The organism is Pseudomonas sp. 58 R 12 (genome assembly GCF_900005865.1).
In the GTDB taxonomy this organism is placed as follows: domain Bacteria; phylum Pseudomonadota; class Gammaproteobacteria; order Pseudomonadales; family Pseudomonadaceae; genus Aquipseudomonas; species Aquipseudomonas tritici.
Window position 1 is genome coordinate 219,455 of sequence record NZ_CVTP01000017.1, and the last position, 13,724, is coordinate 233,178.

A 13,724-nucleotide genomic window follows, 5' to 3' on the forward strand; every position below is an offset into this window, starting at 1 on the left:
CCCGCTCCCACATTTTTAATCCGTGTACAGCCTGAAGTTACTCGGCTTTATCCTTGGCCTGGTGCTTCACAATGATATCCACCAAGCGCTTGGCCAGCGCCGGGTAGTTCTCATCGAAGTGATGCCCACCTGGCAGCTTCAGCGCTTCACCCACGGCAGTCTTGTCTGTGCAGCCGCTCTCATCGACTTCTTCCGCACCGTAGATGCACACCACTTTCTCCGGCGGCAGCTTGGCCATTTCCGGGCCCGTAGCGGCCTCTTTACCGGCGTTACCCAGCCAACCTTCCACTTCGATTTCAAAGCTGCCGGTGCGTGCGAAAGCCAGCAAGATAATCGCATCGACCCGCTGCTGTTCGTTTTCCGGCATACGGTTGTAGATGGCCGGCAATACATCGGCACCGAATGAATAACCGGTCAGTACGAAGCGCTTGGTGCCCCACTTCTGACGGTAGTGTTGCATCAGCTCGGTGAGGTCCTTGGCGCTTTGTTCCGGGGTCTTGTGCTGCCAGTAGTAGCGCAGGGTGTCGATGCCGACGACGGGGTAGCCGATCTTGGCCATTTCGCCGGCCACGTCGCGGTCCAGGTCACGCCAGCCGCCATCACCGGAGAGGAACAGGGTGACGGTGTCCTTTGCCTGACCGGCCGGCACTTCAACCACCGGAATCGCCAGACCGCCGTTGTCCGAGCCCACCAGTTGCTTGCGCAGCTCGTTGTTCAGCACTTGCGGGTAGTGAATGTCGTAGTCGCTGATGCTGGTGGTGGCGCGCGGTGTATCGCGTACGAAACTGGCGCTTTCATCGTCAGGGTTGTCGTTCCAGGCCACCAACCAATTGCCGTGCGCGGCGGTTTTCGGCAGTGGGTCCTTGCAACCTTCCTGCACCAAAGCGAAGCCGACGGAGATGGCATTGGCCTTGTCGTCATTCTGGGTCGCCAGCCAGCGCCAGGCGAGGGCTGCGCCTGGGCCGATGCCACTGACCAGAGTGGCCGGGCCCTTGAGCTGGCCCAGGGCGCTTTGCAGCGCTTGTTCCTGCAGCTTGCAGTCATCCTTGGGCAAGATCACCTGAACAATCTGCGCCTTGCCGCCCTGGCTCAGAGCGATCAGTTGGCTGTCGGTCAGGATTTCGTCGGCCATTACGGCCACGGCCACACGGGCTTTCGGCGTGCCATTGGGCGTCACGCGGGTCATCACCGAGCCATCGGCCTGGGGCAGTTGCTCCAGGGTCGGCTGCGGGGCAGGGCGGTTCCAGTACCAAAAGCCGCCGCCTGCGATCAAGGCGAGCAGCACTACAGAGGCCAATACATACCGCCAGGAACGTCGAATCATCAGCGTTTCACCAATCCAGTCAAGCCGCCCGCGATCAGGGCGGCGGTATCGGCCAGTGCCACCAGCGGATCAAGTCCTGCAGGCACGGCCATGTAACGGGGTTCCCAGTCAGGCTGGAACTTGTCTTTGAAGCGGCGCAAACCTTGGAAGTTATACAGTTGCTCGCCACGGCGGAACACCATCGAACCCAGGCGTTGGGTCAACGGCGCGCCGCGGCGTGGCTGCAGGCCTGACAACGGCACCATGCCGAGGCTGAAGCGGGCGTAGCCGTGACTCTTATAATGTTGAATCAGGCCGACCATCATGAACTCCATGGTCAGCTTGGGTGCGTCAGGGTGGGCGCGCATCAGGTCGAGACTGGCCAGATCGTGGTTGTAGGTCTCGAGCAAGTTGGCGAAGGCCACCGGGTTCCCTTCGAAGCGAATGATCGCGATGCGAAAGTGCTTGAGGTAGTCGTCGCTGAAGCGTCCCAGGGAAAAGCCTTTTTCCCGTACGTTCTTGCCGGTCAGCCAGGCATCCGAGATCACTTTGAGCGCGTCCATCGGTGCCGTGCCCGGTTCAAAGATCTCCAGGGACAGGCCGTCGCGGGTGCCACGGTTCCAGGTATAGCGCAGGTCCTTCATCTCTTTGCCCTTGGCTTCCAGGTCAAAGCGTTTCAGGTCGACGCGGGCTTCTTCACCCAGTTTGATCGCGGTAAGGCCGATGTCCATGTAGTACGGCAGGTTCTCTGCGCGCACTTGATAGAACACTGGGCGCGCGTGATGGATGTCGCACAGGTCGCGGAACTGCCAGATCATCTCGGCGCGTGGCTGGGTCGGGCCGATCGGGTCGTACAAGGCTACCAGGCTGCGCCCGCGACGGGCGTACATGAGGAAAGCTTCATCATTGGGATGGAACAGCAGCGCCTTGTCGCCGGTGAGCGCCAGGCCGCCGTCGGGTTGGGACGAGGCCATCAGGATCTTGCTGGCGCGCTCGAGCTCGTCGGGCGTCGGCAGGTGGATCACCGGGCGCGCGGTGCGTAACAGCCAGGTCAGGGACACGATCACCAGCAGGACGGCGGCGCCCAACAGCGAGCGCAAACCACGGGGCGCGTTGGCGTCCAGGGTGAACTGCCACCACAACTGGTGGCTGTACGGCACGTCTTGATAAGCGAACAGCAGCAGCCAGATCGAAGCCCCCAGCACGCACACGCTTGCCACCAGGTACAGCGGCGAGAAGGGCAGCTCGGTGAGGCGGCTGGCGCGGTAGAACGAGCGTCGGAAAATCGCCAGCAGGATCGCGGTCATGGTCATCAAGCTGGCTTCTTCCCAGTCGAAACCCTTGAGCAGCGAGAGCAACGCACCGGTCAGCAGCAGCACCATGGTCAGCATCCAGGCGGCTGACAAGCGTCGACGCAGGCCCTGGGCCAGCAACAGGCACAGCACGCCGATCAGGCTGGCGCCAAAGTGCGAGGCGTCAATCAGGCGGTGGGGAATCAGGAAGCCGATGTTTTCCAGGCGTGAGTCGATTTCGGGCGTGGCGCCAGAAAACAGCAGGACCACGCCGGACAAAAAAACCAGTACGGCCAGTACTGGCGCTGCCAGCCCCGAGGCGACCCGCAGGCTTTGCTGGGTCTGGAACAGACGCTGCGCTTCGTTGACCAGCAGGAACACACAGGCAATCAACAGCGGCAGCACCACGTAGATCATGCGGTACAGCAGCAGGGCCGCGGCCAATGGCGCGGCGCCCAGTTTGTCGGCGAAGGCGGCGAGCAGAATCGCTTCGAATACGCCAACCCCGCCCGGTACATGACTGAGTACGCCGGCTGCCAGGGCCAGCAGGTACACCAACAGGAAGGGGCCGAAGGGCGGCGCTTCCGGCAACAACAGATAAAGGACGGTGGCAGCGGCGGCGACGTCCAGTGCGGTGATGATCAGTTGCAGGAAGGTCAAACGCCGGCCCGGCAGACGCAGGGTACGGCGGCCAGCTTTTACCAGCAGGTTATCCGGGTAGGGTTGCTCCGGCAGGCGACGGCGATAAATGCCGATGCACAGCGCGGCCGACAACAGCAACACGGCGCCGGCAATGCCGCCCAGCAACCCTTGCGACAGATGCAAATAAGTGGAGGCCGCCGGCAAGTTACTCAAGGTGGCCAGTGCCGCCAGCGGCGGCAGGGCGCAGCCCAGGGCCAGGCTGGCGAACACGGTCATGTGCGCCACTTCTGAAGCCCCGATGCCATGGCGCGCATATAAACGATAACGCACCGAACCGCCCGAGAGCATGGACAGGCCAATCGCATTGCCGATGGCAAACGCGGTAAAGCCGCCCAAGGCCAGGGTCTTGGCGGGCAGTTGTACGCCCGCGTAGCGCGCGCCGGAAAATTCGTAGCCTAATAGAATGACGAAGCCGGCGACACCTGCGGCAAACGCACCGAGCAGGGCGGGCCTGGGCACTTCCAGGATCGAATCGTGGAGGGCGTAAAGATCCAGTTCCAGCAGCAGGTGTCGGCAGGCGATCAACGCGATGGCGAACAGCAATAGTGTGACGGCCAGCCCGATGGGTTGCCGGTATTTGCTCACCAGATCCAGCCAACGCAAACGAGCGGGAGGGATCGGTTGTTCTGCTGTAACAGTGTCTTGTGGTTCAGACGAGTTGGCGCGCATCAATCACCTCGTGGATTGTGCGCGACAGGATGGAGGTATCCAGCCAAGTTACCAATCCCTATGGACAAAATAATTACAAATATTAACGCGTATCACCGGGGGCGGCGACAGCGGCCATTGGTCGTAGAGGGGAGCACTGAGCATTGAGCATAGCTCGCAATGAGATGGACTCTACAAACCGTGTACGGTTTCATGAAAGATGCCATGCCATTGTTTCAGAAGAACTTTTTCACCGGATACAAAAAAGGCCACTCTTTCGAGTAGCCTTTTTTGATGTTTGGTTGCGGGAGCCGGATTTGAACCGACGACCTTCGGGTTATGAGCCCGACGAGCTACCAGACTGCTCCATCCCGCGTCTGTGGGCGGCATTCTACAGCCCAGCGGCGGGGTGTCAACCGTTAATGGATGTATCGGTCAAATAAGTGTGAATTAATCCACTGAGCCGCCGCCAAGTACGATAAGTGTGCGATAGGCTTGAATTTTTGTCCGACAATCAAAAAACTGACAGGCACAAAAAAGGCCACTCTTTCGAGTAGCCTTTTTTGATGTTTGGTTGCGGGAGCCGGATTTGAACCGACGACCTTCGGGTTATGAGCCCGACGAGCTACCAGACTGCTCCATCCCGCGTCTGTGGGCGGCATTCTACAGCCCAGCGGCGGGGTGTCAACCGTTAATGGATGTATCGGTCAAATAAGTGTGAATTAATCCACTGAGCCGCCGCCAAGTACGATAAGTGTGCGATAGGCTTGAATTTTTGTCCGACAATCAAAAAACTGACAGGCACAAAAAAGGCCACTCTTTCGAGTAGCCTTTTTTGATGTTTGGTTGCGGGAGCCGGATTTGAACCGACGACCTTCGGGTTATGAGCCCGACGAGCTACCAGACTGCTCCATCCCGCGTCTGTGTGTCGGCATTCTACAGAGGATCGCGAGTGTGTCAACCCGTGTTCTGAAGAAAAGCGCTTGTGGTTCAATCGGTTAGCTCTCCATCGCTGTACGTGGATGCGCTGGAAGCCAGTCTGGCCAAGGGTTTCGGCTCTATCGGAATGCCAAATTCGATTGAGAAAATAAATTCATCTACGAATTTTCCTACCGTTCAAACGGAAGAATCAAACTACTGGTGCTATATACAGGTGTGAGTGCGATACTGGCCACCCGTAGTTTCACACCCTGTTTATATGACGCAGCGCAAAATCATCCACGTTGACTGTGATTGCTTCTACGCCGCCATCGAGATGCGCGATGACCCGAGCCTTGCGCAAAACCCGCTGGCGGTGGGTGGCTCGGCTGACCGGCGCGGGGTGATCGCTACCTGCAACTATGAGGCGCGGGCCTATGGCGTGCGCTCGGCCATGTCGTCACGCCACGCGTTGAAGCTTTGCCCGGACCTGACCATCGTCAAGCCGCGCATGGACGCCTATAAGGAAGCGTCGAAGGAAATCCAGACGATCTTTCGCGACTACACCGACCTGATCGAACCGCTGTCGCTGGATGAAGCCTATCTGGACGTGTCTGACTGTACGCATTTCGGCGGCAGTGCCACGCGCATCGCCCAGGACATTCGCCGCCGCGTCTCCAACCAGTTGCATATCACCGTGTCTGCCGGTGTCGCGCCGAATAAATTCCTGGCCAAGATCGCCAGCGACTGGAAGAAACCCAATGGGTTGTTTGTGATTACCCCGGACCAGGTCGAAGACTTTGTCTCGCAGTTGCGTGTGAGCAAATTGCACGGCGTGGGTAAAGTCACGGCAGACAAACTGGCGCGCCTGGGAATTGAAGACTGCCTGCAACTGCGTGAGTGGAACAAGCTGGCGCTGGTGCGGGAATTTGGCAGCTTTGGCGAGCGACTGTGGAGCCTGGCGCGTGGGGTTGATGACCGCGCAGTGCACAACGATAGCCGTCGGCAATCCATCAGTGTGGAAAATACCTACGATGTGGACCTGCCGGATCTTTCAAGCTGCCTGGCAAAGCTTCCCGAACTGATGGAAACCCTGGCCGGGCGTATGGCGCGAATCGACAGCAGTTATCGGGCGGGCAAGCCGTTCGTTAAAGTGAAGTTTCATGACTTTACCCAGACGACACTGGAGCAGGCAGGGGCAGGGCGGGATTTGGAGGGTTATCAACAGCTGCTGACGCAGGCGTTTAACCGGGGTGGGAAGCCGGTGCGGTTGTTGGGGATTGGGGTGCGGTTGATGGATTTAAGCAACGGCAACGAACAACTCGAGTTCTCCTGGTAGTAACCCAAAACCAAATGTGGGAGCGGGCTTGCTCGCGAATGCGGTAGATCAGTCAATACATCTGGTGACTGGCACTCCGTATTCGCGAGCAAGCCCGCTCCCACATTTAGATCTGCGACATTTGTGGAGTCTCAGCGTGCGCCTGGATCGGCAACGAGACGCCCCGCATCCTTGGTCAGCGCCTGCAGGAATTCCTGCTGCAACTCGGGATCATTGCGGGTCAGTTCGATCAGGCTTTGTTCCAGTTCGCTGGCTTCTTCTTCCAGGCCCAGCTCTGACAGACGCTTGACCCGGTGGACCCACTGGCTGACTTCATCGTCTTCCAGATCGTCGTAGATCAGGCCGTGGGCTTCCAGCAACTTGCCGCGCAGCGTGCTGCTGATCGCCAGTGTCGAGTCCGAATGCACGTCGTCCTGGCCATCTTCCACGCTGATCTTCAAGGTCGTGACGCGGTTAAGGTCCTGCTCGGCAAACGGGCTGTCCAACAGGTTCAGGCGCAAGACGCCGTTGCGGTCGGTGGTCAACTCGTGCACTTGCTTGCCCGCAGTAACCTGCACCGGGCGTTCGCTCCAGGGCAGGCTCGAATACTCCACGCGCTTGTCGCGCTGGACTTCATCGATACCGGCCAGGTTCTGTTGCGCACGGCCATGGGATTGTACGTTCATGAACGGGTTGAGGCCGTCTACGCCGTAGGTCAGCCATTCGTGGGTCATGCTGGTAGGCAGGTTGCCGAGGGCGAAGATATTCGCCACGTTAGCCCCCGCACCCGCCACCAAGGCGACCGTGCCCAAAGGCACTTCATAGAGTTCGCGCCAGGGTTGGTAGGGGGTGTAGCGGTCGTAACGACGGGTGACTTCGAACTCGGTGACCTCGAAGGTCTTTTGCTCGTGAATGCGCACTCGGCGTTGCGGCAGCTCCAGCACTTTGGGGTCGCCTACATCGATCTGCAGGCTGTGGTCGAGCAACTTACGCTCGACCCGCTCCTCGTGCTCACTGCGTTGCGACATCTGGTTGGCGCAGCCGCTGACCAGCAAGGCGCCGCACAAGGCGGCGCCCCCCAGGGCTCTGGTGTTTCGCTTGAACATGACTTCTCTTGATCTGGTTTTCAGCGACGAATACGCGCCTGAAGGAAAGACAGCACGTCAGCCACCGGCAACGGTTGGGCTTCGGCTTCGGTCCGGCTCTTGTATTCCAGATTGCCATCCGCCAGGCCGCGGTCACTGACCACGATCCGGTGTGGGATGCCAATCAGTTCCATGTCGGCGAACTTGATGCCCGGGCTGGTTTTCTTGTCCCGGTCATCCAGCAACACTTCAAAACCGGCGGCCGTCAGTTCGGCATACAGTTTGTCGGTGGCTTCGCGTACTTGCTCGGTTTCATAGCGCAGCGGTACCAGGGCGACCTGGAACGGCGCCAGGGCGTCACTCCAGATGATGCCTTTCTCGTCGTTGTTCTGCTCGATGGCAGCTGCAACCACGCGCGAAACGCCAATGCCGTAGCAGCCCATTTCCAGGGTGATCGGCTTGCCGTTCTCGCCCAGCACTTCGCACTTCATGGCCTTGCTGTACTTATTGCCCAGCTGGAAGATGTGCCCGACTTCGATGCCGCGCTTGATCTCCAGGGTACCTTTGCCATCCGGGCTCGGGTCACCAGCGACCACATTACGCAGGTCGGCCACGGTCGGAACCGGCAGGTCACGCTCCCAGTTCACACCGAAGTAATGCTTGTCGTCGATGTTCGCGCCAATACCGAAGTCGCTCATCAGCTCGACCGAACGGTCGATGATAATTGGCAACGGCAGGTTCAGTGGGCCCAGGGAACCAGCACCAGCGCCAATGGCGTCGCGCAGTTCGGCATCACTGGCCATGACCAGTGGGTTGGCCACGCCAGGTTGCTGGGCGGCTTTGATTTCGTTGAGTTCGTGGTCGCCACGGATCACCAGGGCGATCAGCTTGCCTTCTTCTTCGGCGCGCACGATCAGGGTCTTGATGGTCTTTTCAATCGGCAGATTGAATTTTTCCACCAGGGCCGCGATGGTCTTGGTCTCTGGCGTGTCTACCAAGCGCAGCTCTTCGGCCGGTGCAGGGCGGGACGTTTCCCGTGGCACGGCTTCGGCTTTCTCGATGTTTGCTGCGTAGTCGGAACCGTTGCTGAACACGATATCGTCTTCGCCGGATTCGGCCAGTACGTGGAATTCGTGGGAGCCGGCACCACCGATGGAACCGTTGTCCGCTTCTACCGGACGGAATTTCAGGCCCAGGCGCGTGAACACGTTGCAATAGGCCTGGTGCATGCGGTCGTAAGTGACCTGCAGGGAAGCCTGGTCGGCGTGGAACGAATACGCGTCCTTCATAATGAATTCACGGCCGCGCATCAAGCCGAAGCGTGGGCGGATTTCATCACGGAATTTGGTCTGGATCTGATACAGGTTCAGCGGCAGCTGTTTATAGCTGCTCAGCTCGTTGCGCATCAGGTCGGTGATCACTTCTTCATGGGTCGGGCCGGCGCAGAAATCGCGGCCATGACGGTCCTTGAAGCGCAGCAACTCAGGGCCGTACTCTTCCCAGCGCCCGGATTCCTGCCACAGTTCAGCCGGTTGGGTGCTCGGCATCAACACTTCCAGAGAGCCGGCAGCGTTCATTTCTTCACGAACGATGGCTTCGACCTTGCGCATCACCTTCAAGCCCATGGGCAGCCAGGTGTACAGGCCCGAGGCCAGTTTGCGGATCATGCCGGCGCGCAGCATCAGCTGATGGCTGATCACGACCGCATCGGAAGGCGTTTCTTTCTGTGTGGCGAGCAAATATTGACTGGTGCGCATGGTAGGCCGTTGTCGGTTGCTTGGACTTGAAATGACGCTGGATTGTACGGGCGGTTGCCGCCGGAGTACAGGCATCAGGTTGCGGGGTGTTTCTGTCGGAACCGTGCTTGTGTGGGAGCTGGCTTGCCTGCGATTCAGGCGACGCGGTGTATCTGTAGCACCGAGGCGACATCATCGCAGGCAAGCCAGCTCCCACATAGATCGAGGTGTATCAGTCGTCTACCGGGGGATTCAACCGAATCCGCCGATTCTCCTGATACCAATGCAGTGCAATCAGCAGCAGTGTCGGTACACCCAGCATGCAGGTGATCAGGAAGAAATTATGGTAGCCGAACTTCTCCACCATTACCCCCGAATACCCGCCGATCAGGCGCGGCAGCAACAGCATGATCGAGCTGAGCAGCGCGTATTGGGTGGCGGAGAACTTGAGGTTGGTCAGGCTCGACAAATAGGCCACAAACGCCGATGTGGCCATGCCCGAGCTGAAGTTATCCAGGGAAATCGTGAAAATCAGCATCTGCAGGTCCGGGCCCATGTCGGCGAGCGCCACGAACAGCAGGTTGGTGCCGGCAGAGAACACGCCGCCGATGAACAGGATTGGCAGGATACCGAAGCGCACAATCAGCAGGCCGCCCATGCCGGCGCCGACCAGGGTCATGATCAGGCCGAAGATCTTGCTGACCCCGGCGATCTGGTCCTTGGTAAAGCCTTGGTCGATGTAGAACACGTTGGCCATCACGCCCATCACGGTGTCAGACATGCGATAGGTGGCGATCAGCCCCAGCAGCAGTAATGCTTGCCAGCGATAGCGCAGGATGAAGTCGTTGACCGGCGTCAACACCGGCGCCAGGCCCCGGCGACCCATGGCCGAGAGGCACAGTGCGGTGAGCGTGATATAGAGAATGGCGCGCAGGAACGCACGGTCATCCATCAGCAGGTCCCACAGGCTCATGCCGTGGAACAGCACGCTTGCGAAATCAGTGTTGAACAGCTGGGTGAACATCGCCGGCACCGACACCAGCAATACGATCAGCACAAATACCGAGACCAGTTGATGCACGAAACTGTAGCGCCCGGCCTGCAGCTGGGTGCGCAGTGGCACATTGGGTTCGCGCATGAACAGCGTGGTCAGCAACGCAGGAACCATCAATACGCCGAACAGCACATAGGTGCCGGTCCAGGCCGAGTGTTTATAGTTGAAACCGGTGGAGCCGAAACCTTCAGCAAAAAACAGTGCACCTGCCGTGGCGAGCAGGGCGGCGATGCGATAGCCGGACATATAGCTGGCGGCCAACGCGGCCTGGCGGCTGTCATCGGCGATTTCCAGACGGTAGGCGTCGACCGCAATATCCTGGGTGGCGGACGCGAAGGCCACGACGACGGCGATAGCGATCAGCCAGGACAAATGTTTCTGCGGGTCGCAAAAGCCCATGCCGATCAATCCGAGGATCACCAGCGACTGGGCAAGGACCAGCCAGGACCGGCGTCGCCCGAGTTTACCGAGCAACGGCAGGCGCCATTGGTCGAGCAGCGGCGACCAGACCCATTTAAAGGCATAGGCCAAACCAATCAGGCTTGCATAGCCGATGGTCTCGCGGGCCACACCGGCCTCACGCAACCACACCGACAGCGTCGAGAACACCAACATGTAAGGCAAGCCGGCGGCAAAGCCGAGCAACAACAGCACTAACGTCGAGGGGCTGGCATAGGCAGCGAGCGCGGCGCGCCAGGTTTTACGGGGCATGGGCTGGAGTCTGCCTCAGGTTTGCGGAAACAAAGCGCGCACTCTAACCGCTGTGCTCTACCGGGCGCCAGCCATGGCGCTGAATATCCACGCGATTGTTGCGGACCGTGATGCCTTCATCGCGCAAACGCGCGCGTTGCTCGTCACCCGAGGCACTGCCCACCGGCAGACTTATCCGACCACCGGCACCCAGCACGCGATGCCAGGGAAGTTTGGTGTCTGCAGGCAGTTGACTCAGGGTGCGGCCTACCCAGCGCGCCGCACGCCCCAGCCCAGCCAGGTGAGCCAGCTCGCCGTAGCTGACCACGCACCCTGCGGGCACTTGCGCCAGGGTCAGGTACAGCGCAGTGCGGCGCATTTCGGCAGGGCTTTGCGGGGGCTCGGCGGGTTGATTCACTGTGCGCATATCCGTTGAGATCGGCTGACTTATTGTAAGAAACGTCTGTAACCATGGCATCGAGGATTGAACTGAATATAAATCCTTGAGTCAGTCGTATCTATCACGATAATGCCCTCTTTTCGCCAACCTCGAGCCCCGAATCCGCTTATGTTGTCCAGAACCCTGTTGTGCCTCGCTGTTTTCAGCGCCTCCACGCCCTTGCTGGCCGATACCGTCTGGTTGAAGAACGGTGACCGTCTGACTGGCAAGATCAAGGTCTTCGACGGTGGCAAGTTGCTGATCCAGACCGATTACGCGGGCGCCATTCCTGTGGACTGGAAACAGGTGAAAACCCTGGAAAGCGACCAGGAGCTGCTGGTCAAGCAAGATGCCTACACCGGCGAAAAGGCCAAGTCCCTGAAACCGGCGGATGAAGGCAAAGTGGTGCTGGCCAATGGCGAGGCGCCAAAGACCGTCGAGCTGGCAAGCATTCAGCAGATCCTCAAGCCCAAGCCTGTGATCGAAGACTTGGTGTGGAAGGGCAATGTCGACATGGCTCTGGACTACAAGCGCGCCGAAAAAGATACCAACGACTATGACATCGACTTCAAGACCACCGCGCGGCATGGCCAATGGCGCCACACCGGGCAGGGCGAGTACAACCGCGAGTTCCAGGACGACGTGACCACCACCGACAACTGGGCGTTGGAATATGACCTGGACCGCTTCCTGACCGAGCATTGGTTCTGGCAGGGACGCTTGACTTACAAGCGTGACAAGGTTGAAGACCTGGCTCGCCAGCGTACCGTCGGTACCGGCCCTGGCTACCAGTTCTGGGATGATGAGCTGGGGGCATTCTCCCTGGGGTCGCTCGTCAACCGCACCGATTACGAATACGCCGAAGGCGGCAAGGACAACTTCTATTCCCTGGCCATGAAGTGGAACTACAACCGCTACCTGGTGGGCAAGACCGTTGAATTCTTCACGAATGGCGAATTGGGCAAACCTATCGATGGCCCAGCGGAATACTCCCTGGATGCGGAAATGGGCCTGCGCTACAAAGTCACCGAGTGGGCTTCGCTCAACCTCAAGGCTGAACGCGACGTCATCAGTGGCGACTCGGAAAGCAGCCTGAGCAAAACCCGCTACACCGCAGGGTTCGGCGTGGCCTGGTAACACCCTTCGACAAATCCCGGCAGGGGGGGCTCTGGCAACCGGCGCGTAGATTGATTACCTTGTGTTGAGATCCATTCCCATAAGTCATGGGCGGCTGAATACCCGAGGAGTCAACGTTGAGCGCACAGGTTGCCAAGAACGCCCGAGAGCTGTTGCTCAAGGAATACCGTGGGGCTCTCGCCACACAGTCCAAAGCCATGCCGGGTTTCCCTTTTGGTTCGGTCGTGCCGTATTGCCTGGACGAGCAGGGCCGTCCGCTGATCCTCATCAGCCGTATTGCCCAGCACACCCACAACCTGCAAAAAGACCCAAAGTGTTCGTTGCTGGTAGGTGAGCGTGAGGCGGATGACGTGCAGGCCGTCGGGCGCCTCACCTACCTCGCTGAGGCCGTAAAACTCCAGGAGGGCGCTGCCATCGAGGCAGCGGCCGAGCGTTATTACCGCTACTTCCCCGATTCGGCCAACTACCACCAAGCCCACGACTTCGACTTCTGGGTGCTCAAGCCGGTGCGCCACCGTTACATCGGCGGCTTTGGGGCGATTCACTGGGTCGACCAGTTGACCCTGGCCAACCCGTTCGCGGGTGCGGCTGAGCGCAGCATGATCGAACACATGAACAGCGATCACACCAAAGCCATTGCCCACTACGTCGACTTGGCCGGTTTGCCGACTTCCGAGCCTGCGCAGTTGGCCGGTATCGACAGCGAAGGCATGCACCTGCGTATCGGCCAATCCTTATATTGGTTACCGTTCGCAGAGCCTTGCAACACTCCGACACAAGTGCGCGAAGCCCTGGTTTCATTGGCGCACGCTGACGTCTGGCCGAAAAAAGACGCCGCTGACGCTTGAATTCACGAAATGGCGACGTCATCTAAGGTGGACTGGCAAGGCATTCTTGCGTTGAGGAACCATTTGATGCGCCCTTTTTTATTGCTCTTTCTGCTGTTCCCGGTGTTGGAGCTGTTCGTATTCGTTCAAGTCAGCAGTGCGATCGGGTTTTTCCCGGCCCTGCTGTTGATCATTCTCGGCTCGATGCTCGGCGTATTGGTGCTGCGCGTCGCCGGCCTGGCCACGGCGCTGCGTGCCCGTGAAAGCCTGAATCGTGGCGAGCTGCCCGCACAGACCATGCTTGAAGGCCTGATGATGGCCCTGGCCGGTGGCCTGTTGATCCTGCCGGGATTTATCAGCGATGTGGTCGGCCTGGTGATGTTGCTGCCAGTCACTCGCAAGCTGCTTGCCGGCAAGATGCGTCAGCGTGCCGAAGAGGCGGCGATTCGCCAGCGTGCGTTCGCCGATGACCTGCAACCTCGTGGCGGTCCGGCTCCGCGCCAGCCACTGGGGCGTGAAGGTGATGTGATCGAAGGCGAATTCGAACACCGCGACAGCAAATAACCGCTTCACTG

10 protein-coding genes and 3 tRNA genes are annotated in these 13,724 nt (G+C 59.5%); 4 read left to right on the forward strand and 9 right to left on the reverse strand.

Features of this window, described 5'->3' with window-relative positions; all coding sequences use genetic code 11:
• Positions 1 to 37: 37 nt before the first annotated feature.
• From BFP95_RS13890 to BFP95_RS13910, 5 genes are all read right to left on the reverse strand, one after another.
• The gene (locus BFP95_RS13890) at positions 38 to 1,324 is read right to left on the reverse strand and encodes a virulence factor family protein (protein ID WP_065874574.1); all 1,287 of its coding nucleotides are present in this window, start codon (positions 1,322 to 1,324) and stop codon (positions 38 to 40) included.
• A complete protein-coding gene (gene mprF / locus BFP95_RS13895; protein WP_065874575.1) occupies positions 1,324 to 3,966 on the reverse strand; it encodes a bifunctional lysylphosphatidylglycerol flippase/synthetase MprF in 2,643 nt (880 codons plus the stop codon). Before mprF ends, BFP95_RS13890 begins: the two co-directional genes overlap by 1 nt.
• A gap of 278 nt (positions 3,967 to 4,244) precedes the next feature.
• Positions 4,245 to 4,321, reverse strand: a tRNA-Met gene (locus BFP95_RS13900).
• Between the two features lie 195 nt (positions 4,322 to 4,516).
• Positions 4,517 to 4,593: transfer RNA gene (locus tag BFP95_RS13905), tRNA-Met, on the reverse strand.
• 195 nt (positions 4,594 to 4,788) lie between these two features.
• Positions 4,789 to 4,865, reverse strand: a tRNA-Met gene (locus BFP95_RS13910).
• A 278-nt stretch (positions 4,866 to 5,143) separates the two neighbouring features.
• Here BFP95_RS13910 and dinB point away from each other — a divergent pair.
• The gene (dinB, locus tag BFP95_RS13915) at positions 5,144 to 6,202 is read left to right on the forward strand and encodes a DNA polymerase IV (protein WP_065910315.1); all 1,059 of its coding nucleotides are present in this window, start codon (positions 5,144 to 5,146) and stop codon (positions 6,200 to 6,202) included.
• 131 nt (positions 6,203 to 6,333) lie between these two features.
• Here the strand turns inward: dinB and BFP95_RS13920 are convergent, their stop codons facing one another.
• The 4 genes from BFP95_RS13920 to BFP95_RS13935 all read right to left on the reverse strand — a co-directional run bounded on the left by BFP95_RS13920 (position 6,334) and on the right by BFP95_RS13935 (position 11,173).
• The gene (locus BFP95_RS13920) at positions 6,334 to 7,287 is read right to left on the reverse strand and encodes a hypothetical protein (RefSeq protein ID WP_065910317.1); all 954 of its coding nucleotides are present in this window, start codon (positions 7,285 to 7,287) and stop codon (positions 6,334 to 6,336) included.
• A gap of 20 nt (positions 7,288 to 7,307) precedes the next feature.
• Positions 7,308 to 9,023: a proline--tRNA ligase gene (locus tag BFP95_RS13925; RefSeq protein ID WP_065874577.1), complete on the reverse strand. Its 1,716-nt coding sequence runs from the start codon at positions 9,021 to 9,023 to the stop codon at positions 7,308 to 7,310.
• Between the two features lie 211 nt (positions 9,024 to 9,234).
• A complete protein-coding gene (locus BFP95_RS13930; RefSeq protein ID WP_065874578.1) occupies positions 9,235 to 10,767 on the reverse strand; it encodes an AmpG family muropeptide MFS transporter in 1,533 nt (510 codons plus the stop codon).
• Between the two features lie 43 nt (positions 10,768 to 10,810).
• The gene (locus BFP95_RS13935) at positions 10,811 to 11,173 is read right to left on the reverse strand and encodes an MGMT family protein (protein WP_065874579.1); all 363 of its coding nucleotides are present in this window, start codon (positions 11,171 to 11,173) and stop codon (positions 10,811 to 10,813) included.
• 141 nt (positions 11,174 to 11,314) lie between these two features.
• On the opposite strand from BFP95_RS13935, the gene BFP95_RS13940 reads away from it, so the two are divergent.
• The 3 genes from BFP95_RS13940 (at position 11,315) to BFP95_RS13950 (ending at position 13,713) form a co-directional block, all read left to right on the forward strand.
• Complete coding sequence (locus BFP95_RS13940) at positions 11,315 to 12,322, forward strand: DUF481 domain-containing protein (protein ID WP_065889950.1); 1,008 nt, start codon at positions 11,315 to 11,317, stop codon at positions 12,320 to 12,322.
• Positions 12,323 to 12,438: 116 nt separating this feature from the next.
• Positions 12,439 to 13,170 (forward strand): HugZ family pyridoxamine 5'-phosphate oxidase, encoded by a 732-nt coding sequence (locus BFP95_RS13945; protein WP_065910319.1) that lies wholly within the window; start codon positions 12,439 to 12,441, stop codon positions 13,168 to 13,170.
• A gap of 66 nt (positions 13,171 to 13,236) precedes the next feature.
• Positions 13,237 to 13,713 carry an FxsA family protein gene (locus BFP95_RS13950; RefSeq protein WP_016971150.1) on the forward strand — a complete coding sequence of 159 codons (477 nt, stop codon included), beginning with the start codon at positions 13,237 to 13,239 and terminating at the stop codon, positions 13,711 to 13,713.
• The last annotated feature ends 11 nt before the right edge of the window (positions 13,714 to 13,724 follow it).